Annotated in this window: 23 protein-coding genes and 1 pseudogene; 9 read left to right on the plus strand and 15 right to left on the minus strand. The window is 65.0% G+C overall.

The window, feature by feature from the left end; genetic code table 11:
* Positions 1-51: 51 nt before the first annotated feature.
* Together cobJ and BDD21_RS11535 are read left to right on the plus strand one after the other, a co-directional pair.
* Complete coding sequence (gene cobJ, locus BDD21_RS11530) at positions 52-1281, plus strand: precorrin-3B C(17)-methyltransferase (protein ID WP_120797296.1); 1230 nt, start codon at positions 52-54, stop codon at positions 1279-1281.
* Positions 1282-1489: 208 nt separating this feature from the next.
* Positions 1490-2254: a cobalamin biosynthesis central domain-containing protein gene (locus tag BDD21_RS11535; RefSeq protein ID WP_120797297.1), complete on the plus strand. Its 765-nt coding sequence runs from the start codon at positions 1490-1492 to the stop codon at positions 2252-2254.
* 186 nt (positions 2255-2440) lie between these two features.
* Here the strand turns inward: BDD21_RS11535 and BDD21_RS11540 are convergent, their stop codons facing one another.
* Positions 2441-3451, minus strand: coding sequence for a LysR family transcriptional regulator (locus tag BDD21_RS11540; RefSeq protein ID WP_120797298.1), 1011 nt, complete (start codon positions 3449-3451; stop codon positions 2441-2443).
* Positions 3452-3697: 246 nt separating this feature from the next.
* Between BDD21_RS11540 and BDD21_RS11545 the strand changes: the two genes are divergently transcribed.
* The gene (locus BDD21_RS11545; protein ID WP_120797299.1) at positions 3698-3898 is read left to right on the plus strand and encodes a hypothetical protein; all 201 of its coding nucleotides are present in this window, start codon (positions 3698-3700) and stop codon (positions 3896-3898) included.
* Here the strand turns inward: BDD21_RS11545 and BDD21_RS11550 are convergent, their stop codons facing one another.
* The 10 genes from BDD21_RS11550 to BDD21_RS11595 all read right to left on the minus strand — a co-directional run bounded on the left by BDD21_RS11550 (position 3899) and on the right by BDD21_RS11595 (position 12681).
* The gene (locus BDD21_RS11550; protein WP_120797300.1) at positions 3899-4168 is read right to left on the minus strand and encodes a 4a-hydroxytetrahydrobiopterin dehydratase; all 270 of its coding nucleotides are present in this window, start codon (positions 4166-4168) and stop codon (positions 3899-3901) included. It abuts the gene before it with no gap.
* Between the two features lie 12 nt (positions 4169-4180).
* On the minus strand, positions 4181-4657 hold the full coding sequence (locus tag BDD21_RS11555; RefSeq protein ID WP_120797301.1) for a ferritin-like domain-containing protein: 477 nt from the start codon (positions 4655-4657) through the stop codon (positions 4181-4183).
* Between the two features lie 64 nt (positions 4658-4721).
* On the minus strand, positions 4722-5030 hold the full coding sequence (gene csoS1 / locus BDD21_RS11560; protein ID WP_093036077.1) for an alpha-carboxysome major shell protein CsoS1: 309 nt from the start codon (positions 5028-5030) through the stop codon (positions 4722-4724).
* Between the two features lie 222 nt (positions 5031-5252).
* Positions 5253-5558, minus strand: coding sequence for an alpha-carboxysome major shell protein CsoS1 (gene csoS1 / locus BDD21_RS11565; RefSeq protein ID WP_093036074.1), 306 nt, complete (start codon positions 5556-5558; stop codon positions 5253-5255).
* A 134-nt stretch (positions 5559-5692) separates the two neighbouring features.
* On the minus strand, positions 5693-5989 hold the full coding sequence (locus tag BDD21_RS11570) for a carboxysome peptide B (RefSeq protein WP_120797302.1): 297 nt from the start codon (positions 5987-5989) through the stop codon (positions 5693-5695).
* Positions 5989-6264 carry an alpha-carboxysome shell vertex protein CsoS4 gene (gene csoS4, locus BDD21_RS11575; protein WP_120797303.1) on the minus strand — a complete coding sequence of 92 codons (276 nt, stop codon included), beginning with the start codon at positions 6262-6264 and terminating at the stop codon, positions 5989-5991. The genes BDD21_RS11570 and csoS4 overlap by 1 nt, the downstream gene beginning before the upstream one ends.
* Positions 6264-7976, minus strand: coding sequence for a carboxysome shell carbonic anhydrase (locus BDD21_RS11580; protein WP_120797304.1), 1713 nt, complete (start codon positions 7974-7976; stop codon positions 6264-6266). The genes csoS4 and BDD21_RS11580 overlap by 1 nt, the downstream gene beginning before the upstream one ends.
* Positions 7977-8066: 90 nt before the next feature.
* The gene (locus tag BDD21_RS11585) at positions 8067-10517 is read right to left on the minus strand and encodes an alpha-carboxysome scaffolding protein CsoS2 (protein WP_170164741.1); all 2451 of its coding nucleotides are present in this window, start codon (positions 10515-10517) and stop codon (positions 8067-8069) included.
* Between the two features lie 194 nt (positions 10518-10711).
* Positions 10712-11056, minus strand: coding sequence for a ribulose bisphosphate carboxylase small subunit (locus tag BDD21_RS11590; RefSeq protein WP_120797306.1), 345 nt, complete (start codon positions 11054-11056; stop codon positions 10712-10714).
* 209 nt (positions 11057-11265) lie between these two features.
* Positions 11266-12681 carry a form I ribulose bisphosphate carboxylase large subunit gene (locus BDD21_RS11595; protein WP_120797307.1) on the minus strand — a complete coding sequence of 472 codons (1416 nt, stop codon included), beginning with the start codon at positions 12679-12681 and terminating at the stop codon, positions 11266-11268.
* A gap of 322 nt (positions 12682-13003) precedes the next feature.
* Between BDD21_RS11595 and BDD21_RS11600 the strand changes: the two genes are divergently transcribed.
* Both BDD21_RS11600 and BDD21_RS11605 read left to right on the plus strand, forming a co-directional pair.
* Positions 13004-14668 (plus strand): SulP family inorganic anion transporter, encoded by a 1665-nt coding sequence (locus BDD21_RS11600; RefSeq protein WP_120797308.1) that lies wholly within the window; start codon positions 13004-13006, stop codon positions 14666-14668.
* Positions 14669-14777: 109 nt separating this feature from the next.
* A complete protein-coding gene (locus BDD21_RS11605; protein WP_120797309.1) occupies positions 14778-15824 on the plus strand; it encodes an SAM-dependent methyltransferase in 1047 nt (348 codons plus the stop codon).
* 65 nt (positions 15825-15889) lie between these two features.
* Here BDD21_RS11605 and BDD21_RS11610 read toward each other — a convergent pair whose 3' ends face one another.
* Complete coding sequence (locus tag BDD21_RS11610) at positions 15890-16090, minus strand: YgaP family membrane protein (RefSeq protein WP_120797310.1); 201 nt, start codon at positions 16088-16090, stop codon at positions 15890-15892.
* Positions 16091-16369: 279 nt separating this feature from the next.
* On the opposite strand from BDD21_RS11610, the gene tsaC reads away from it, so the two are divergent.
* Complete coding sequence (gene tsaC, locus BDD21_RS11615; protein ID WP_120797311.1) at positions 16370-16939, plus strand: L-threonylcarbamoyladenylate synthase type 1 TsaC; 570 nt, start codon at positions 16370-16372, stop codon at positions 16937-16939.
* A gap of 124 nt (positions 16940-17063) precedes the next feature.
* Here the strand turns inward: tsaC and BDD21_RS11620 are convergent, their stop codons facing one another.
* Together BDD21_RS11620 and nhaD are read right to left on the minus strand one after the other, a co-directional pair.
* A complete protein-coding gene (locus tag BDD21_RS11620; protein WP_120797312.1) occupies positions 17064-17609 on the minus strand; it encodes a thermonuclease family protein in 546 nt (181 codons plus the stop codon).
* A 27-nt stretch (positions 17610-17636) separates the two neighbouring features.
* Positions 17637-19133: a sodium:proton antiporter NhaD gene (gene nhaD / locus BDD21_RS11625; protein WP_120797313.1), complete on the minus strand. Its 1497-nt coding sequence runs from the start codon at positions 19131-19133 to the stop codon at positions 17637-17639.
* A 205-nt stretch (positions 19134-19338) separates the two neighbouring features.
* On the opposite strand from nhaD, the gene BDD21_RS11630 reads away from it, so the two are divergent.
* The 3 genes and pseudogenes from BDD21_RS11630 to BDD21_RS28600 form a co-directional block, all read left to right on the plus strand.
* Entirely contained in the window at positions 19339-19842 is a 504-nt protein-coding gene (locus BDD21_RS11630) for an acyl-CoA thioesterase (RefSeq protein ID WP_120797314.1), read from the plus strand.
* Between the two features lie 304 nt (positions 19843-20146).
* Positions 20147-20374 carry a type II toxin-antitoxin system RelB family antitoxin gene (relB, locus tag BDD21_RS11635; RefSeq protein ID WP_120797315.1) on the plus strand — a complete coding sequence of 76 codons (228 nt, stop codon included), beginning with the start codon at positions 20147-20149 and terminating at the stop codon, positions 20372-20374.
* 46 nt (positions 20375-20420) lie between these two features.
* Positions 20421-20510, plus strand: a pseudogene (locus BDD21_RS28600) (type II toxin-antitoxin system mRNA interferase toxin, RelE/StbE family); the annotation flags it as partial.
* Between the two features lie 398 nt (positions 20511-20908).
* Here the strand turns inward: BDD21_RS28600 and BDD21_RS11650 are convergent.
* Positions 20909-22114, minus strand: a complete 1206-nt coding sequence (locus BDD21_RS11650; RefSeq protein WP_120797316.1) for an AAA family ATPase — start codon at positions 22112-22114, stop codon at positions 20909-20911.
* Between the last annotated feature and the right edge of the window lie 111 nt (positions 22115-22225).

A 22225-nucleotide genomic window follows, 5' to 3' on the forward strand; every position in this document is an offset into this window, starting at 1 on the left:
CAAACAAAAACGCAAGCGCACCCCGGCCGAGAAGGCGGCGAAGAAACGACGATGAGCAACGGAAAGATCTACCTGGTGGGCTTGGGTCCCGGCGATATCGCCGAGATGACGGGCCGCGCGCGCGCGGCCATCGCGGCGTCAGACGTGGTCGTCGGCTATCGGACCTATGTCCGGCTTATCGCCGATCTGGTGAAGGACAAGCAGGTCATCGCGCGAGAGATGGCCGAGGAGCTGGACCGTTGCGGCGAGGCCGTGGCGTTGGCGCAGGCGGGGCAGACCGTCGCCCTGGTGTCGTCCGGCGACGTGGGCGTGTTCGGGATGGCCGGCCCACTGTTCGAGCTGCTGTTCGAGCAGGGATGGACGCCGGACACCGGGATCGAGGTCGAGGTGGTACCGGGCGTGACGGCAGCGTCCTCCTGCGCCTCCCTGGTCGGTGCGCCCCTGACGCATGACTTCTGCGCCATCTCGCTCTCGGACATGCTGACCCCTTGGCCGGTGATCGCCCGGCGTCTGGAGGCTGCGGCGCGGGCCGACTTCGTCACGGCGCTTTATAACCCCAAGAGCAGCCGCCGACCGGACCAGCTTCAAGAGGCGCGTGATCTGTTTCTGCGCCATCGCGATCCGCAGACGCCGGTTGCGGTCGTGCGCGCCGCTTATCGCCAACGCCAGGACGTGCGTCTGACCACCTTGGCCGAGATCGCCGAGGGTGAGGTCAGCATGTTGACCAACCTCATCATCGGCAATGCGAGCACCTTCGTGCGCGCGGGCCTCATGGTCACGCCGCGGGGTTACGGGCTCAAATATCGGTTGGCCGACGGGGCGGCGCATCCCGGCGAGACGGCGCGGGTCTCCTTGTCGAGCGGGCTCGAGGGTTGGCGTCGCGCCTTGGTCGAGACCGCGCTGAGCGAGGGGATCGAGGCGGCCTGTCGGGTGCTGGATGCGAACCCGAGCCAGATCCTGGATGCCTTGTCCGAGGCGCAGATCGCGCCCTGGCGTGTCGTCGCTCACCAAGCGCCCGAAGTGCTGTTGGACGAGGCGCTCGGCTGGCACAACACGACACTGCGCATGCAATCGCCGGGCGGCGGGGTCGCCGAGCTGAGTCTCGCGAATGCTCGGGTCCAGGCCGATCCGGACAGCATTGCGATCGAAGGCTCGGGCTGGCGCGTCGTGCTGCCCCGGGCGGCGTTTGCAGGGGCCTATCGTGTCGGTCTGCCGAGCGGCGAGGGGGCTTGGTTTCAGGATGCCAGGGGCGAGATGCTCTGTCGGGTCGGGTCCGGTTGAATCCCGTCCGGCGGGCAACGATTCACGGGTGGTGCCGCTAGGATTGGGCGTTTGAGCTGTGAGGATGGGTTTCGCTGCGCTCTACCCATCCTACGCGTTTCGGTGGTTGTTGAATCGCCACTCGGAGGGTATCTCCCTGTGTTTCTAAGTGCTTCTTTGTGAGTCACTCTTGCCCATAAGGAGGCCGGCGTTGCATCGGAGCGGAACTGTGATTCTGGCGCTGACCCGGGGCGGCACTGTGCTGGCGGGGCGTCTTGCGTCTCGGATGGCGGTCTGCGAGGTCGGCTCCGGTTTGGTCGAGATGCATGTTCCCGAGAGGTTCCGAGAGGCGCTCGGTCCGAACGATGCCGTACGCATCGAATCGATCGACGAACCGCTTTCCGCGCTCGTGTCTCGGCTTTTCGTCGACCGCGCCGAGTTCGTGTTCATCGCCTCGGCCGGTGTCGTGGTGCGGCTCATCGCGCCTTTGCTGGTGGACAAGACACGCGATCCGGCCGTCCTGGTGATCGACGAGGCGGGGCGCTTCGTCATCCCTCTCCTGTCAGGTCATCTCGGCGGTGCCAATGCGAGCGCGCAGTGGATCGCCGACCTGCTCGGAGCGACGGCCGTGCTGACCACGTCGTCCGATGTCCAGGGCACAATCGCCGTCGATCTCCTGGGGCGTGACTTGGGTTGGCGGGTCGAGGCCGATCGCGAGGCCCTTCTGCATGCCGCGGCGGCTGTCGTGAACGGCGAGCGTGTCGTCGTCATCGAGGAGGCGTGCGGGCGCGAGTGGTGGCCGTCGGAGCGAGCGCTTCCCGTCAACCTCCACCCGGTTAAATCCTGGGCTCAAGCGGGCGAGGCCGCTGCTTATCTCTGGGTCACGCGCGCGAGGGTCGATCCTGAGCTGCGCATGCGGCTGGGGCGACGTCTGGTTGTCTATCGCCCTTTGGGGGGCTCTGAGCATGCAAACTCAGGTGGAACGGGGTACTAAACCGCGCCCGGTGCGGTATGCGTCATTTGTTGGAATGGCTTGGCCGCGCCAGCTCCCGACGACTGTCGGAGCTGGCGCGGTTTAAAGCATTAAAACGTTAAATTTTAAACTGCGTCTCGCTGAGATCAAGGACGTCTCCGACGCTAAACACAACATGAAAATGACGCATTTCGCTCTGGACGCGGTTTAGCCTGCCGACCGAGCGCGCAAGATGTCGTAGGTTCGCTCGAGCGAGGCGGTGATCTCGCGCTCGCGGTCGACGGCAAAGGCCAGGAATGCCTTGGCGATGGTCGAAAGATCGCGCCCCTTCGGGTGGACCAGATACCAGGTGCGCTCGATCGGGAAGCCCTCGACGTCCAGCATCGCCAGACGTCCCGCACCCCCGTCGAGCGTGAGGGTATGCAGCGAGAGTGCGGAGATCCCGAGGCCGGCGATGATGGCGTGCTTGATCGCCTCGTTGCTGCCGAGCTCCATGCGCACGTTCGGGCGTAGGCCCCGCTCGGCGAAGCGGCGCACGACCGAGTCGCGGATGCCCGAGCCGGGCTCGCGCAGAAGGAAGCGCTCCTGTGCCAGACGTTCCATGGTGATCCCGGATTGACCGACCAGGGGGTGATCGGTTCGCGCGAGGACGATCAGTGGATTGGGTGCGAGAAAGGTCGCCTCGACATCGAGTCCGGCGCGGGCGGGCTCGCCGAAAATGTAGAGATCATCGTCGTGAGCGGCCATCCGCTCGATGATTCGCGTGCGATTGGTGACCTTCAGCGAGACGTCGATGCCGGGAAACTGGTCGCAGAAGGCACCGAGTATCTCGGGCGCGAAGTATTTTGCGGTCGTAATGACGCCGAGGCGAAAGTGCCCGCTCTTCAGGCCCTTGAGGTCGGCGAGCTTGATTTCGAGATCGGTGAGCGAGCGCAGGATGGTGCGACACGCGGCATAGACCTCGCGTCCGGCATCGGTCGGTTCGACGTTGCGTCCCACGTGCTGGAATAGGGGTGTTCCGACCGTGTCGGTCAGCTTCTTGATCTGCATCGAGACGGTGGGCTGGGTCAAAAACATCTCCTCGGCGGCACGCGTGAAGCTGCCGAGACGCACGATGGCCTCGAGAAGTTGAAGCTGACGCAAGGTGGCATGTCGCACGAAACGACCGGTTGCCTCGCTTTGGGGCAACCCTTTCGGGGTCTGGCTCGACGTGTTCATCCTTTTGTCCTGCTTGCGATTGAACCCGGATCAGGCAGCCGAAACCGCCTTCACCCGACCGGTGAGCGATCGGACGAATGCGATCGTCAGCACTGTGGAACCCTTGAATGGACCACGAAGCGGTCAGCGGCCGGGTCTTAGCGTGATGGGCTGGTGACGGCTTAGTCCGGCCAGACTCTGCGGGATCGCGGTGCCGTGATTGTCGGCTGTGCAGTCGTTTGGGCGGGGTTTCGAGAGGTGGCTCGTGTGTCGGAGACGATCGCGGAGCGGGGCCCGGACGGGCTCTTCCCCGCGCGTTTGCCGGCGGTCGATGCGGATGCGGCGACGTCCGTGGTCGATCGAGGTGCCGATTTTGGCTTGGCGGATGCGCGTCGCGGCGCTGCCGGCACAGGCGCTGCGCCGGTCGGTATCTTGACGCCTTCGGGCGTGTTGTCTTTGGTGGGCTGATCACTCATCGAGGGTCTTCTCGGTTGCGAGCAGCGCATCGATCTCGCGCGCGAAGTGCCGGAGCGGCTCTCCCAACGCGGTCGCATCGTCCTCGGCATGTAGGGTGATGTTCACGTAGGTTCGCCCGAAGCTCATGTCCGGATAGATGCCGACGCGCTCCGAGAGGCTCGCCGCCCGATCCAGGAAATCGCGGGTAGCCTCGTAATCGGCAAACTCCAGGCGGCGTTCGAGGCGTACGGGACGCTGACGCTCGGTCCAGCCTTGATTCATGACGGGGATCCCTTAAAAGTAGGCACGTTCCGAGGGGTCACGATAGCGCGGGACTCCGAGCGAGGCCAGCCAGTCATCGATCTCGCGAGCGTGAGCGGACTCCTCGTTCAGGAGTGCCTCGAAGAAGTCACCGTTCTCCCGATCCCCGACGCGTCGACAGAAGATCACCGCCTCGCGATAGAGGGCGACGATCTCGGATTCGAGCACCGCGTCTTGAAGAAGCAGTTCGACCAGAGTGCGCGCGACGCCGGCCGGACGCAGTTGCGATCCGTTCGGCGCAACGCCCAACGCCAACATCCGCTGGATGATGCGCTCGGCATGCTGCATCTCTTCGACCGTTTCCTCGCGTAGACGGACCGCCGCCTCCGGCAAGCCCCAGGCCTCGGCGAGTGAGGCCTGGGTCATGTACTGCTGGACTGCGGACAGCTCCAAGCTCAAGGCGCGACCGAGATAGCCAAGGGTACGAGGATGAATGCGTGCGTGTCTCATGCTTCAACCTAGATTCAACCCCTTGCCGCCGGTATCGAGCGGCTCATGGCTGAACGCCGCTTGATCAGTCGGCGGCCGCCGGCAGGGTGCGGTTCAGGATCGGCTCGACCTCGCGGTGCGGACGGGCAATGATGTGCGCGGCGACCAGACCGTCGCCGACACGCTCGCAGGCATCCGCACCGGCACGCACCGCGGCGTTCACCGCACCCGTCTCGCCGCGCACCAGCACGGTCACGTAGCCGCCGCCGACGAACTCGCGTCCGATCAGGCGCACCTCGGCGGCCTTGGTCATGGCATCCGCCGCTTCGATTGCGGGCACCAGTCCGCGCGTCTCGATCATCCCCAATGCAATCCCGTAGCTTTCACTGGCCATCTGTGCTCTCCAATCTTAAGTGTCGTGTTGATCGTTGATTAAGTGTGTCGCGATTTGCTCTCGGCGGGTGGTTATCGGCTGTCAGCTGTCAGCTATCAGCTATCAGCTATCAGCCTCCAGCCTCCAGCCTCCAGCCTCCAGCCTCCAGCCTCCAGCTTTCAGCCTTCAGCCCCCAGCTTTCAGCCTCCAGCTGATTGCTCCTCGCGTATTGCTGACCTTGAATTAGTCGACGGCCGGGCCGCCGACGGGGAGGATCGGCTCGACCTCGCGGTGCGGGCGGGCGATGATGTGGGCCGCGACCAGGCCGTCGCCGACGCGCTCGCAGGCATCCGCACCGGCACGCACCGCGGCGTTCACCGCGCCCGTCTCGCCGCGTACCAGCACGGTCACGTAGCCCCCGCCGACGAACTCGCGCCCGATCAGGCGCACCTCGGCGGCCTTGGTCATGGCGTCCGCCGCTTCGATGGCGGGGACCAGTCCACGGGTCTCGATCATCCCGAGCGCGATTCCGAATTTTTCGTTTGCCATCGTTCGTGTCTCCTCTGTGTACCAAGTCGCCGCGGGCGATGCTGCCCGATCATCTTCAATCCGGATTCAAGGCCGTCCGCCGGTGCGGACAGCGACAGCGGATCCGCTGTCGCTCAAAGGGCCGGCGGATGCACTCAGGCCGCCTTCGCGGCGAGGGCCGCGGTCGGCCGAGCCGCCGCTACGTCATGCGCCTCCCAGTGATCGATAATCCCGCCGATCGTCAAATCGGTCAGGATGGCGGCGTTGCCCATCGCATAACGCGCCGCCGAGCCGCTGACCACGAAGACCCAGTCGCCGGGTCGGGCGTCCACCGGGTCGGTGGCGACGTACTGCTTGCCTTTCGTGTCCTGCAGCAGCCGCAGATCCCAGTGCCCGAGCCCGGTGATCCGGTGCGTGCAGACCAGCGATCCGATCACCTGCCTGATCTCCATCAGCCTGCACCTCGCGGCCCGGCGGCCTCCGTCTCGGGCGGCCAATGATCGATAATGCCGACGATGGTCAGATCGCTCGGATACTCCTTGCTGCCGGCCGCCTCGCGCGCCGCGGAGCTGCCGACACAGATCACCCAGTCACCCGGTACGCAGCCGACCGCATCGACCGCAACCTGTTGTGTGCTCCCGTCGCGCACCACCAAGAGATGCTTGTGCTCGAATCCCGGGATCCGGTTGGTCGAGACCAGCGGGCGCTCCACCTGACAGATCTTCATCAGTGGCCTCCCGCCGTCGGGGCGGTCAGCGAGCATCCGACGACCTCGATGCCGGCGCCCGCGTCGCTGTCGCGCACGACGAGCAATCGGTGAAGCAGGCCCCGGTCTGCCAGATCGGCAAATCGGCCGGCGAGCGCGGCATCGAGCCGCCGGCAGCGTGTCACCGCGCGCTCGCGCGCACCCGGTACACCGCCGTGATAATCAAAGCGGATGACGATCGGGATCGGCAGACCGCGCGAGACATTCAGTCCGCTGAAGATCTTGCGCCCGACGTCCAGATCCGCGGCCCCTTCCTCGACCGTGTACAGGTAGGCGAAGTAGGTCAGGTTGCGCAGCTGGATCTCCTCGAACCCGATGCCGACACCCATGAAATGCTCGGCGTGACCCACATCCGCATAGTGGCCGCCGTGCACCTGGCGCACATAGTCGATCTGCGACAGGTTGTTCTCGATCAGCCGTGCGACCAGCCGGAGCATGCCCGGATCGGCGCTTGCCGGTGCGTGCGCCTTGACCAGCTCGGCGACCCGAGCGCGCGCCGCGGTCGGCTCCAGGTCACGCGTGATCGCGTGGACCTTGAGCGCATCGACCGACTGCGTCAGGTCCATGTGGCCCTCGCCGTCGGGCACGTGGACCCGGATCGCGTCCGTGTCCGTGTCCAAGCCGATCAGCAGCAGCGCCACCGAGGCACCGCAGCAGAAACCGTTCTCGACCGATTGGCGGAACGCCAGAAGCCGATCCAAGGCGCCCTGCGCCGCCGCCGCATCGTCCGATCCGTGGGCCGCGCAGCCCTGATGATGCGGATCGACCGAGCTGTAGTGATAGATCACCGACTTGAGATAGCGGGTCGGTGCATCCGCGGTGTTCGGTATCCCTTCACGGAATCGCCCGAGCTCGACCTCGCCCCACTTGGAGACCGTGTTCTCGACATCGAACAATCCGCCGGCGTAGGGCTTGCGCCGCACCGCGCCGCAGGGCAAACGCAGCACGTAGCTGATCGCGTGGGCCAAGCGCCCGTCTGCACAGGGCGTGACATCCAGCTGATGGAAGCCGCAGTCCTGGAGGAAACGGTCGAAGTCTCGGATCTCGTGCCCGCCGAGCGGGTCGTTCGCGAAGAAGTCATCCGTCATCCGACGGTAGGTCTCGAACACGCACCAGGCGAACAGACGCCGCAGATCGAGCTGGGTGACCCAAGCATCCGCGAGCATGTGCTCGGGCAGGTCGAAGCCCAACGCGTCCCGGGCGATCGACTGGGCCTGCCGCTCGAAGTCGGACGCGTGCTGGAGTGCCGAGATCCGCTTGAGCACGGGTACGATCCGATCGAACGCCGTCTTGATCCGCTCCTCGTAGCGCTGCAACCTCGCGTTGCCGTCGCGGTCGGTCAGCGGGTGTTGCCCGCTCGGATCCCGAGCCTGTCGGGGTTCCGCTGCCGGAACGACGGCCCGCTTGGGCTGGCGTGCCGAGCGCTTGGCGGCATCGGCGCCGGCTGTGCGAGACGGAGGCCGCGGACGCATCCGTTGACCCCGAGCCTGCGTCGACGGCTCGGTCGTGGCCGGTGTGGGCTTAGCCGATTCGGCCGTCACCGGCTCCGGCGTCGCTGCGGGCGCACCGGAACCGGACTCGCCTCGCGAACGCGGCCGGTAGGGCGGCGCGGCGGTCGCGGGTGCGGATGCCCAGATCAGGCTCGCTCGGGTTGGACGGCGTTGGCTCGACATGACCTCGTTGTCTCGTCAGATTCCGGTGTTGGCTTTCATTCGGTTCGGTCGGGCAGGCCCGATCCCTGGTGCCGGTCGCTCGCGCGGGGCTCAGCCCCGCGCGCCGCCCGAGTAGGTGATGAGTGACCCGCGGTCCGTGTTTCCGCTGGCCCCGGTCACACGACTCACCGGCGCAGGAAGCTCCTCGTTGCGCTTCGGCTTGACGGTCGCCATCGCAGCCGTCGGACCCGGGCGGGTCGGGTTGCGGCGCCGTGCCGAGGGACCCTCGGTCCCGGTGACACGCTCGCCACGCTCCCAATCGTCACCCGTGACCTTGGTTCCGGCGGTTTGACCCTCGCCCGTCACACGGGAGCGGACCGCGGCCGGAGCCATGTCGGCTGCTGTCGTCTCGGCAGGTTCCATCTGCAGGAGGTTTCCCGGCACGGACGAGCCACGGTCAAAGCGAAACTGCTCAGTGCCCGTGATCTTGCCCGTGCCCATCCCGAAAGGGCCGGTAATCCTCCCCTCCTGCTCATAGAGCGTGCCCGTCACGCCGCTTCCTTGATTCGCCTGAAACGCCTGCCGTGCCGGCGAGGCGACGCTGAAGCTTTGCCAGGGCGCGGCTTCGATTGGCTGGGGGAGCGGCTGTGGGAAATCGCTGTGCCCGGGCAGAGCACCGCTTCCGCAGGCATCCTCGAGCTGGTCGACTCCGATGTAGGGCGTCCCGCTGATCCCCTCGCAAGCGCCCCTGGACGCACCCGTCATGGCCCCGCCGATCCCCGGCTGGATGCCGGTCATGCGCGCCGCCATGGCCGATGCCATCGGGCGCATCCGCTCGGCGATCAGGCGCTGCTGCTCCGGGGCGCAATAGGTCGCCGTCTGCTCCAGTCCCGCATAGGGCGTGCCGGTCACCACCTTGCAGGTGCCGGGTTCGTCACCCGTGACCCGACCCGAGCGCCCGGTCTGGGTGCCGGAGACCATCAACCCCTTCGGCGTCGACGACAGCCCGACCTTGGGCGCCTCCATCGGGGCCGGCTGGATGCCGCAGAACTCCTTGTATTGCTCGGCGCCGACATACTCGTCGCCGGTCACCATCCGACAGCTGCCGGGTTCGTCGCCGGTCAGCTTCGCACTGCGCCCGACCCGGGTGCCGGTCACGGCGCCGCCGCCGAGCGTCTGCGTCAGGTTGACCTTCGGCGGCGCCTTTTTCAGATCGGGCAGATCGCCGTTGGCCGAGGACATGTACTGGCTACCGGTCGGCTGGATCCCCGCGCCGTGCTCGTTGCCCGTGACCTTGGACGAGAGTCCCGGCAGGACACCCGAGACGGCACGACCGCCGGTGGTTTGGGTGCGCCCGGTCTGACGCGGGTTCGGCGTCAACTGGGTCCCGCAGAATGCGCTTGCCTGCTCGGCCGACAGATACTCCGTGCCGGTCACGCTCTTGCAGGTCCCGGGCTCGTCGCCCGTCACCCGGCTTGAGCGCCCCACCTCGTTGCCGGTCACTGAATTACCGTGGCTCGTGGTGGTGACGTGGACCTTCGGCGCCTGTTTTGGCGGTTCGGTCTGGCAGAACTCGCGGAAGATCTCCGCTCCCATGTATTCGGTACCCGTGACCTCGCGACACACGCTCGGCTCGTCGCCCGTCACGGAGCGACTGCGCCCGACCCGGGTGCCGGTCACGAATTGCCCTTGCGCGGTTTCGCTCAAACCGACCTTCCAGGGCTGATCTTCCGCCCCGCCGACCGGACGCTCGCGCCCCGGTCTGACCCGGCCCGTGGCTTGGACCTTGCGCGTTCCGGCCGAGCCCGCGGCGCTGCGATGGGCGCGGACGGTCTGGGCTAGATCGCGCCCGGACAGCTGTGGGTTGGCCTGCCGTGCGAGACTCGCCGTGGTGGCCGGCGTATTGACCGCGGCCTTGCCGCGCCCCGAGGTGGCGGAGCGTCGGGCGAGCGCCAGCATCCGCCCCGTGGGCTTGATGGCGGTGATGCGCTTGCCGTTGCGTCGCGACCCGTTGGTCGATGGATGGGTCGAGTAGCCGAGAGACGATGCGCCCCGGCGATCCGACGAGAGGCGCGCCGCATCTGTCATCGAGCCGCCTTCCTCCGTCGTCTCGGGGTGTCCGCCGCAACCACAGCCGCAGTCGGATCCGTCTTTGCGAGCGGCCTGGGGCTGCGTTTTCGGTGTCGGGACGCGCGTGCGGTCCGCCCTGCGGTCCGCCCGTTTGCCGGCCTTCGACAGTGCTTCGCGCCGAGCCCTAGCCTCCGCCCGGCTGGAGCCGGAGGGCGACACCGGCGCCTGAACGCGCCGAGCAGGGGAGACGACCCTGGATGTCGAGAGAGGCGAGGCAGCGCCGATCGACATCGTGCTCGACATCGACTCGGCCGCGGCTGCCGGAGCGGCCTGCGGAGCCGCCTGACGCCGGGCTGTGCCGACCTCGACTGCGCGGCTGCGCTCGGCCGCCCCTGCGGCGGCGCTGGTTCGCTTGCCCTGAGTGGACAAGGCACGGCGTCGTGCCAGGGCCGCCTCGCGGCCGCTCGATCTCAGATTCGCTTTGCTGGGCATGGTCGTTCCCTTGGACGTGGAGCGCTTGAGCAGTGACCGCGACGCAGGGACGGATCCCTGACTCCGCTCGCATCACCGGCTCGGCGATCGCGCCGCTCGCTCGGTGTTGAAACACTGGATCTCGGGTGCTCGGCACCGTTCGGTCGGGCGGTGCCTGGAAGCAACGCTCGACCTCGCTGCCGTGAGCCTTGCGATCAGCCGCGGCCCTCGAACACCACGAAGCAGGAGCCCTGGCTCTGGGTGTAGTTGTCGTAGCCGGTGACACGGACATGGTGATCCGGATAGGAGCGGTGGCACGCCTCGAGTTCGCTCACCACCTGGGCCAGGTCGGTTACCCCGAAGAAGGGCAGCTTCCACATGGTCCAGTAGTGGTTCATGGACTTGCTGGGGTGAATATGCTCGATACCCGGGGTCCAGCCCTGCGCGATGATGTAGGCGATCTGATCGAAGATCTCCTCCTGGGTCATCGGCGGCAGAAACCCGAAGGTCTCCAGGGTGTGCTTGGTCTGGTAGTCGCCCGTGGTGCTTTGGAAAGGCATGGTTTCGGTCCTCGTTGTGCGAATGCGTTGGGTTCGAGTGTCAGAGCTTCCGGCCTCCAGCCTCCTGCCTCCAGCGATTAGCTGCTGGCGGGGTTGAGTCCTTCCCGCCGCGCCGGGAGTCGATTGACGACATCGCTTTGGGAGACTTGGATCTCACGGCCCCGGCCGGCTCGAGCAGGAGGCCGGAGGCAGGCGGCAGGAGGCTTTGTTCAACCCACGTCGAGCTTGTCGACCGTATCGAACTCGAACTTGATCTCTTTCCAGGTTTCCATCGCGATCGCCAGCTCCGGGCTGTGCTTGGCCGCGCCGGTCATGATCTCTCGGGCCTCCTTCTCGAGCTCGCGACCCTCGTTGCGGGCCTTCACGCAGGCCTCGAGGGCGACGCGGTTGGCCGCGGCGCCGGCCGCGTTGCCCCAGGGATGACCCTGAGTACCGCCGCCGAACTGCAGGACCGAGTCGTCGCCGAAGATCGTCACCAGCGCCGGCATGTGCCAGACGTGGATACCGCCGGAGGCGACGGCGAAGACGCCGGGCATGGAGCCCCAGTCCTGGTCGAAGAAGATGCCGCGAGCGCGGTCTTCCGGGATGAAGGACTCGCGAAGCAGGTCGACGAAGCCGAGCGTGGAGCCGCGATCGCCTTCGAGCTTACCCACGACCGTGCCGGTATGCAGATGGTCGCCGCCCGACAGACGCAGGCACTTGGCCAGCACGCGGAAGTGGATACCGTGCTTGGGGTGACGGTCGATGACGGCATGCATGGCGCGGTGGATGTGCAGCAGCATGCCATTCTTGCGGCACCACTTGGCAAGACCGGTGTTGGCGGTGAAACCGCCGGTCAGGAAGTCGTGCATGATGATCGGCTGACCGAGCTCCTTGGCGAACTCGGCGCGCTCGTACATCTGCTCCGGATCCGGGGCGGTCACGTTCAGATAGTGGCCCTTGCGCTCGCCGGTCTCGGCCTGCGCCGCGGAGACGGCCTCGGCGACAAATTCGAAGCGATTCTGCCAGCGCATGAAGGGCTGGGAGTTGACGTTCTCGTCGTCCTTGGTCAGATCCAGACCGCCGCGCAAGCACTCGTAGACCGCGCGACCGTAGTTCTTGGCCGACAGACCGAGCTTGGGCTTGATGGTTGCGCCCAGGAGCGGACGACCGTACTTGTTGAGCTTGTCGCGCTCGACCTGGATGCCGCTCGGCGGTCCCATGCACGTCTTGACGTAAGCGATGGGGAAGCGGATGTCTTCCAAGCGCAGATGACGCAGCGCCTTGAATCCGAACACGTTGCCGACGAGCGAGGTGAGGACGTTGACGACCGAGCCTTCTTCGAACAGATCGATCGGATAGGCGATGAAGGCGTAAAAGGATTCTTTGTCGCCGGGCACGTCTTCGATGCGATAGGCGCGACCCTTATAGAACTCGAGATCGGTCAGGAGCTCCGACCACACCGTACTCCAAGTCCCGGTCGAGGACTCCGCGGCCACGGCGGCGGCGACCTCTTCGCGCGGCACGCCGGGCTGTCCGGTGCATTTGAAACAGGCCAAGAGGTCGGTGTCGAGGGGGACATAGTCCGGCGTCCAGTACATGGCCCGGTATTCTTTGACACCGGCATCGTAGGTCTTCACGCTCATCGTCAGCTCCTGTGGTCTGTGCCTGATCCGCCTCGCCTGCGGAGGCCGTTTCGAACTCTGGATGTAACCTTACTCTAGGGCGAGGTATAGAAAATATTCAATTGTCTCTATCGGTGACATCGACGATCGTCTATGTGTTTCCCAATGCCGTCACCGCGATGCGAAATGCAGTGTATTACCTGTTGCCGATAGGGTAATCGATTCGTCCTCCGCGAATCATAGATCTTTCTCGATGTCGCGCTTGAGAAACTTCGATTATCGCTTACCTGACTCGGGCCGGATACTAAGGCTGCGTCTACAGTAGATGACTTCGGAGTAGTGCATGCGCGTACTCAACGAGATCCGTTTCGACAATCTTCGCGGTGATCTTTTCGGCGGCGTCACCGCCGCCGTCATCGCCCTGCCGATGGCGCTCGCGTTCGGGGTCGCCTCCGGGGCGGGCGCCGAAGCCGGACTTTACGGCGCGGTGCTGATCGGTCTGTTCGCCGCGCTGTTCGGGGGCACACCTACACTCATTTCCGAGCCGACCGGACCCATGACCGTCGTGTTTACCGCGGTGATTGCCTCGCTGATCGCAGCCAATCCCGAGCAAGGCATGGCGATGGCCTTTACCGTCGTGATGCTTGCGGGTCTCTTCCAGATCGCGTTCGGGGCGATGAAGCTCGGGCGCTATGTCACCATGATGCCCTTCACCGTCATCTCCGGCTTCATGTCGGGGATCGGCATCATTCTCGTCATTCTTCAGCTTCCCGGACTGCTCGGACAGCCGACGCCGGGCGGCGGGGTAATCGGAACCTTGCGGGCGCTACCCGATCTGATCGCATCGATCGATCCGCGGGAGGCCGCCTTGGCCGGGATGACGCTCGCTGTCCTCTTCCTCATGCCGGCGCGCGTCAAACGGATCCTGCCGCCGCAACTGGTGGTGTTGGTCGTGGGGACCCTGATCGCGGTCTACTGGTTGGGCGATCAAGACATTCGGCGCATCGGTGAGATCCCGAGCGGCCTGCCCTCCTTGCAGATGCCGGTGTTCAGCGCTGCGCAATGGCAGACCATTCTGATCGATGCGCTCGTCCTGGCGATGCTCGGCTCGGTGGACGCCCTGCTGACTTCGGTGATCGCAGGCAGCTTGACCCGCAAACAGGTCAACTCGGACAAGGAGCTGGTGGGGCAGGGTATCGGCAATCTGGCCTCCGGGTTGTTCGGCGGTCTTCCGGGTGCCGGGGCGACCATGGGGACGGTGGTGAACATCCAAGCCGGCGGACGGACCGCGCTTTCGGGTCTGACTCGGGCGGCGATCCTGGCCGTGGTGGTGATCTGGGCGGGTGCACTGACCGCGAACATCCCTCTGGCGGTGCTTGCGGGTATCGCCGTAAAGGTCGGTATCGACATCATCGACTGGAGCTTCCTCGCCCGCGCCCATCGCGTGTCGATGAAAGGCGCCTTGATCACCTACGGCGTGATCGTGATGACGGTGTTCGTCGATCTGATTACCGCCGTGGCGATCGGCCTCTTCGTCGCCAATGTCCTGACCATTCGACGGCTTGCCGACGTACAGGAAGAGTCGGTGTGTGTACTCCCGGCACGGCGCAAGCAAGACGAGGCGCCCTGTGCCGGTCTGTCGTGCGAGGAGCGCTCGTTGCTGGCTCAAGGGCGCGGTCGGGTGAAGATCCTCTATCTCAGCGGCCCGCTGGTCTTCGGTGCCGCGGCCGCCATCAGTCGGCAGAGCCCGAAACTCGAAGGCGCACAGTCGATTGTCATCGATCTCAGTCAGGTCCCGCACATGGGGGTGACCACTGCGGTTGCGGTGGAGTCCACGGTCCGCGATGCGCTCGCGCAAGGTCACGCGGTCTACATGGCCGGTGTGCACGGCCAGCCGCGCGAGCGTCTGGAGCACCTGGGTTTGCGCGGGGCCATGCGCGAGGATCGCTGGGTGGAGGATCGCGAGTCTGCCCTGAAGCTCGCGTTGGAGCAATTGTCGCCAGGGTAGCGACGAGAATGCCCGTCGCGATTTGTGCTCCGGGCCGTCTTGCCCTCGGGGTTCGTCGCCAATACCTCCGTGTCAACGCGGTATCACGGGACGAACGAGGAAAACAACGATGGTGCGTGCAACAGAGACGGCGATCCGCTGGGTGGAGCAAGGCAAGGTTCCCGACAGCGTGACGCGCAGCGGCATTCGTGCCTTGCTGCGCGGACGTCTGGCGACCTTGCCGACGGAGGATTGCGAGGCGGCGATGCGCGAGAAGCGCGACTTCATCGCCATGATGGATGCCTCGCCGATCGCCCAGGTGCCCGAACGTGCGAACGAGCAGCACTACGAGCTGCCGGCATCCTTTTTCGATCTGGTGTTGGGGCCGCGTCGCAAATACAGCTCTTGTTACTGGCCCGAGAGCATCAGGTCGCTGGAAGAGGCGGAAGAGGCATCCTTGCGGATCACGGCGGAGCGGGCCGGGATCCAAGACGGCGATCGGGTGCTGGAGTTGGGTTGCGGATGGGGCGCCTTGAGCCTGTACCTGGCCGAGCGGTTCCCGAGCTCCCGGATCACCGGGGTCTCGAACTCAAGCGGGCAACGTGCCTTCATCGAGGCGGAGCGCGATCGACGGGGCCTGACCAATCTGGAGATCGTGACCGCGGACATGAATGATTTTCAGGCCGACGGCCCGTACGATCGAATCGTCTCGCTGGAGATGTTCGAGCACATGCGCAATCATCGCAAGCTGTACGCGCGGGTGCATGACTGGCTCAAGCCGGGCGGACGCTTCCTGATGCACATCTTCGTCCATCGAGAGCATCCCTATCCCTTCGAGGACGTCGGCCCGAGCGACTGGATGAGTCACTATTTCTTCGCAGGCGGTATCATGCCGAGCGACGATCTACCGCTGCACTTTCAGGAGGATCTCAAGCTGGTGACACGCTGGCGCTGGGATGGCCGGCATTACGAGCGTACGCTCAATGCCTGGCTGGAGCGGATGGATGCCGCGCGCGATCGTATCTGGCCAATCCTGGAAGAGACCTACGGGAAGGATCAAGCAGGGGTCTGGTGGATGCGCTGGCGGCTCTTCTTCATGGCCTGCGCTGAGTTGTTCGGGTATCGAAAGGGGCAGGAGTGGTACGTGAGCCACTACTTGTTCGAGCGTCCGGCCTGAGACCGGCCCGCCGGTCACCGCCCTTGAAAGGCGTGTGATCGGCGGGCCGGCGACTGCGGCCTCGATCAGGCCTTGTCGTCCTTGTTGGTGTTGATTTTCAGCGGCATGTAGGCGGGGCAGGTGCCGACCGCGCCGGTCGCGAGCACGACCAAGCCGATAATCGAGAAGAGCACCGTGTTGGTGACGATGCCCAGGAACACCAGCACGCCGCCGGCAGCCAGTCGGATGTTACGATCGGTCTTACCAACATTTTTGATCAGGGTCATGAAGTCAACTCCATTCTGTAAAAGGGAAAAAGAGAGCGAGCGTGCGCCGGGCTTCGCCGATGGTGCGGGAATTCCGAGGCTGTTCCCGATGGTTTCGCCCGTGTGGCTCGGCCGCTCCTGCATCGGGTACCTTCGGCGGGAACCGATACAGTATACCTATTCCCGGCCGCGGGATTCGTTGCGATCCGGCAATAGCTGCCGACGATCGCCCTGCGGTCGTGGTCTTGCGCAAGCTTACGATGCCTTTGTGGGATCCTCGGCGCAGTGCTTGGTTCCCCGATGACCTCGGCGTCTCCTCCGAGCCAGCGGCTTCGGCGTGCCGCCCGCATCATGGCAGGGGGTGGCGTGGTCGCCTATCCGACCGAGGCCGTGTACGGTCTGGGTTGCGATCCCCTCAACGGCGACGCAGTCGCGCGGATTCTGGGCATGAAGCGCCGTGATGTCGCCAAGGGGTTGATCCTGATCGCCGCGGATCCCAGCCAGCTCGAACCCTTCGTCCTGCCGCTCGCCGCCGACCGGATGGCGGAGATCCGAGCCAGCTGGCCGGGTCCGAACACCTGGTTGCTGCCGGCGCGGTCCGAGACGCCGCGTTGGCTCACCGGGCGTTTCGACACCCTGGCCGTCCGGGTCACGCGACATCCGCTCGCCGCCGCGCTGTGCCGCATCTACGGCGGCGCCATTGTCTCAACGAGTGCGAATCAAGCCAGCCGACGACCGGCCCGGACGGCCTTGCAGGTCCGTTTGGCGCTCGACGAGCCTCCGGATATGATCCTGGCCGGGGCCTGTGTGGGCTCGAATCAGCCGTCCTGTATCCGCGACGGTCGGACGGGGCGAATGCTGAGGGCCTGATCGGCCAAGGGCAGGCGCGATGGCCCTGCGGACAGCATCCAAAAAGAGGCCGCCGGTCCGACGACGGCAGCGAGACGCAGGCCGGAGTCGCGCCGAAGGCGAGGCAACCCGCGAGTGAGAAGCCTCAACGTCGCTGTCGGAAGGTCCAAGGTGTTTGGTGGTCCCCCGGCGTCGCCCAGATCCCCACCGAAGCTGCCCGCGCCTTGCGCTCGGCGCGGAAGAATCGCGACTCGTCGCAAAAGCGAGGATAGACCGCAGCCTGCCCCTGCTTGACTTGCTCGAGATTCAGCGAGACTCGCTCGCCGTTGGCGGTGTACACCTCCGCCACCGTCCGTCCGAAGCGGTCGGTCTCGATGGGCCGCATCTCGACCGTGTCCGTGGCGATCCGCTTCAGGTGTGCTCGGGATCGGTTGCCCCAGGGCTTTTGGCCCTTCTCGGGCGCGTCGATGCAGTACAGGCGGACCTCGACGGACGTGCCGCCGCAGGTCAGCCGCAGCGAATCTCCATCCAGCACCTGATCCATGGTGCAGAGTCGACCCGCCCCGGCGAATGACCAGTCGATCGGGATCAGGCCCGGTCCCCAGCGTTCGATCATCCAAGCGCCGGTCACGGCCAGCGCGATCAAAAGGCTCGAGACGGCTGAACGCCGCCCGCGCCGCCATCGCCTCATCGGCGCGCCCGCCGCGGGATCCCGCCGTCAGCCATTGAGCCACAAATGCACGACGATGCTCGCGAAATACCCCAAGGCGATCTCGGGCGTCCATCGCAGATGCGCGAAGAAGGTATAGGTACCGCGGGCTTGTCCCATCAGCGCAACGCCGGCCGCCGACCCGATCGAGAGCAGCGAACCGCCGACCCCGGCGGTCAGGGTGACCAGGAGCCACTGCGCCTGGTCCATGTCCGGATTCATGGTCAGGACGGCGAACATGACCGGAATGTTGTCGACCACGGCCGATAGAAGACCGACGGCGACGTTGGCTGCGATCGGTCCCCATTGCTCATACATGACATCCGAGGCCATGCCGAGATAGCCGATGAACCCGAGTCCGCCGACACAGAGCACCACGCCGTAGAAGAACAGCAGTGTGTCCCACTCGGCCCGCGCGATCTTGTTGAAGACATCGAAGGGCGTGATGTCGCCGATCTGATTCGCGCGCTCGCCGTTGCGCTGTTGCCAGCCGTGGTGGCTCATCCGAAGATAAAAGCCGAAGAATTGCAGATACCCGAGCCCGGTCAGCATGCCGATGACCGGCGGTAGGTGCAGGAAGTTGTGGAAGGAGACCGCTGTTGCGATGGTCAGCAGGAACAGCAGGATGATGCGTCTGGCGCCGCGCCGCATATGAACATCCACCGGCGCGTTTTCGGCCTTGTCCTCGGCGGCTCTGTGGTACGAGAAGGAGACCCGTCGAGTCGGTTTCGTCGGCGCCGTTTCGGGCTTGACGTTGGGCTTGATGTCGGGTACGGCGTGGTGCATGAAGAGAGCGGGTACCAGGAAATTGACCAGCGCCGGGATAAAGAGATCGAAAAATCCGAAGAAATCGATGATCCCCTTCTGCCAGACCATCAGGGTCGTGATGTCGCCGAAGGGGCTGAAGGCCCCGCCCGCGTTCGCCGCGACCACGATGTTGATGCACGCCAGGGTCACGAAACGGGTGTTGTCGCCGCCGACCGCCATCACGACCGCGCACATCAAGAGCGCCGTGGTCAGGTTGTCCGCCACCGGCGAGATGACGAACGCCAGTCCGCCCGTCAACCAGAAGAGCGCACGCAGACCGAAGCCCTTGCGGATCAACCAGGAGCGTAAGGCATCGAACACCTGACGCTCCTGCATGGCGTTGATGTAGGTCATCGCCACGAGCAGGAAGAGCATCAGCTCCGAGTATTCGAGCAGGTTGTGCCGCACCGCCTGCTCGGCCTCGTGGGTGAGACCGTTCTGGGAATAGACGTAAGCGATCAGCGCCCAGATGAGTCCGGCCGCGATGATGACCGGCTTGGACTTGCGCAGGTGCAGGAACTCCTCGGCCATCACCAGCAAGTAGGCGAGGACGAAGATGATCAGGGCCGCGTAGCCGACGGTATGCGCGGTCAGGTCGATCCACTGCCCCGATTCGGCCGCGAGCGCAAGGCCCGGCACGAGCAGTGCAGAAAGCCCCATGAAGGGCACAAGCGAAAGGCGTCGAAAGGCACGCGTCATCATGAATCCTGCTGGGGTAAGGTGTCGGAGCCGCGGGCGAGCGCGTCGGTGTTAAAGTCGACCGCGCGGTTTATCCTCAGAGCGTCTGCGTCGGCCGTCCTGCGCCGCAAGCGCCGTCGCCAGATACGACAGGCTGCAAACCTCCGAGCGCCGACGGCGCTGCACACGATACTAGCGGATTCATCAAGCGCCAAGAGGGTTTTACATGGAACAACAACACAAGACCCTAACCATGACCCTTCTGATGACGCCCGACATGGCCAACTTTTCGGGTCATGTTCACGGCGGGGCGACCCTGCGGTTGCTCGACCAGGTCGCCTATGCCTGCGCCGCGCGCTATTCGAACCACTACGTGGTCACGCTTTCGGTGGATCAGGTCTTCTTTCGTCAGCCGCTGCGCGTGGGCGAGCTGGTCACCTGCCTGGCCTCGGTCAACTACACCGGCAACACCTCGATGGAGATCGGGATCCGGGTCATCGCCGAGGACATCATCCACAAGACCACCCGCCACGCCATGACCTCCTACTTCACGATGGTCGCGGTCGACGACCAGGGCCGCCCGGTGAAGGTGCCCGCGCTGCAGATCGAAACCCCCAACGAGCGTCGCCGCTACGAAAGCGCGGCCCTGCGGCGGGAGTTCCGGCGCGAGATCGAGCGGCGCAACGACGAGATTCGGCAGGTGCATAAAAGTCGGGCGGGGGAGCCGTGACGGCTATGTCCGAAGTGCAGGGGAAGCGCGCGGGTCCGGTCTTGTTATCCAACGCTTGAGGTTCCGTCGAGGGCGCGCGGGACCATATGCGCTGCTCGCCGAGCAAGGTCGCGAATGTTTGGAGTTTGAGGCTGGATCGCATCGACCGATGAAGAACATCAACTCTCGGGGATCAGGATCGGTGGGTGAGCAAGCCGTCGAAGCCGAAGGCATCGTGGATCGCGCGGACAGCCCCTGACTTCCTTTTACTCGGGAGCCGAGTATAGGATGACACGTAACGCAGCATGAAGGCGGACTCCAACCCATGACAATTGCAATCCATCTTCCACGAGATACCGAGCAACGGCTGGATCTCCTCGCCGCCAAGACCGGTCGCACCAAGACCGAATATCTGCAGGAATTCATCAGAAATGGACTGGACGAGGCAGAGGACTACTACCTGGCTGCGTCTGTTCTGGAACGCGTGCGCAAGGGGGAAGAAGCGGTGCATTCCTCCGCCGACGTGAGGAGAGACCTTGGCCTGGACGATTGAGTACACCGACACGGCCAAGGAGCAGTTAAGGAAGCTTGATCGACAAATGGCTCGGCGCATCGTCGATTACATGGATAGGCGCATCGCGACACGCGAGAACCCGCGGAGCACCGGCAAGGCATTGACCGGCCCCCTGAGTGATTTGTGGCGCTATCGCGTCGGAGACTACCGGGTGATCTGCGAGATTCAGGATGGAGCGCCGCGGTCGACAGATTGCCCGGCGCACGACCGAGACGGCCCGGTGCGGAACAACCGCGCGAGCGCGCTCCAGAACCTGCGCTGCCAACTCTGCCGGACAGTCGTCGTCGGCGTCCAGCAGCACCAATATCCAGCCTTTTTCGCCCGATTTGGCGGCAGCCAACAGCAGGTGGCGACGAAACTCGTCGTCTCGGTTCAAGAATCGATCGCGCCGGACGCGGATCGGCTGGGAAACGGCGGCGTGAACGTCGGGTGTCAGCCAAGCGCAGATGCGGCGCAGCAGAATCGGCAGGGCTGCAACTTCTCCGTCCCCTTCGACAATCGAGACGACGGTCGTCATGTCTGTGGATCGCCGAACAGATCGGCCTGGCGCCGATCCTCGGCCGCGAGGACCTCATCATCCGGCATCAGTTGGTTAAGCCGAAGAAGTTCTCCGGCGGTGAACAGCCGATCCCTCAATGCGGAACGTGACGCCGCGTCGAGCGAGGCGATGCGTGTCTCGCCGGCTCTAGAGACGACGGCCAGCAAGGCGTCTGCCGACAGACTCAAGTCATCGAGCAGGTCCGGGCTATGACTGGTGACGATCACCTGGGTCTTCTCCGAAGCCCGCTGCAGCGCCTCCCGCAGCGCGGCCGAAGCAGCGGGATGGAGTGCCGTCTCGGGCTCTTCGATGCCGATCACCGTTGGCGAGTAGTCCCGATTCCCCTGAAACAGCGCCGTCAAGACGCCCAGTGCGCGGAGTGTCCCGTCCGACATGTTCTGGGCAAGAAACCGCCAAGGGTGCTTGGCGCCGGCCATGTCCTGGCGGAACTCCAAGGTCTCCATCGGACCGATGGCCTTTCGCTCGACACCGTGCACCATCGGCACGACGGTCTGGAGGTATTCCTGGATGACGCCGAGGGCATCCGGTGCCGTGCGCTCGAGATGGCCGATGACACTGGCGATGTTCTCTCCCGCGGGTTTGAGCAATCGTCCATCCTGGGGTTTCTGTAGCTCACGGATCAGCTTCGGATTCAGGTTGTAGAACCCCATTGCCGTCAATGCGTCGAAGACCGGGCGAAATACCGAGAGCCCCGATGCACTGACCAGTGCCAAGCGATCCGACGTCACCGAGGGGAAAGTGGCCTCGCTGCTGGCCTTCAGCTCACCGCGTTCGAGTCGGAAGTAAGGCCCCTTGCCGACACCATCGAGCACGCACTCCTCGGTCTGTACCTCGTATCCGCGCCCGGAGAGCGCACCGACATTGAACGCATAGTGGCCTGAGCGGCCGTCGCGCAAGCGAAACTCCAGTCGCAGTCCGAAATGTGTTGGATGGCCACTCGATCGGCGGCGCACCTCCGACAGTCCGCCACGTTCGCTCAAGGCATTGTCCAGCGAGCCCGTCAAGGCGTCCCGCACCAGATGCAAGGCGTCAATGAAGTTGCTCTTGCCCGATCCGTTGGCCCCGACCAGGTAGGTCAACGGGCCGAGGCGGGCATCGCAGGTGGCGATGCTCTTGTAGTTGCGCAGCACCACGCGGGTGAGAAAGCCCGATGCATTCACGTCATGCTGCTCCGTTTGAGGCGAGCCGGGTCAAGCGGTGATCTGTCGCGGAGGCGTCGGATTTCATCGAGTCGCTGATCCTACCCGCCTACCAAGTGACTGAACTCCAGC

This window comes from Thiocapsa rosea (genome assembly GCF_003634315.1).
GTDB lineage: Bacteria > Pseudomonadota > Gammaproteobacteria > Chromatiales > Chromatiaceae > Thiocapsa > Thiocapsa rosea.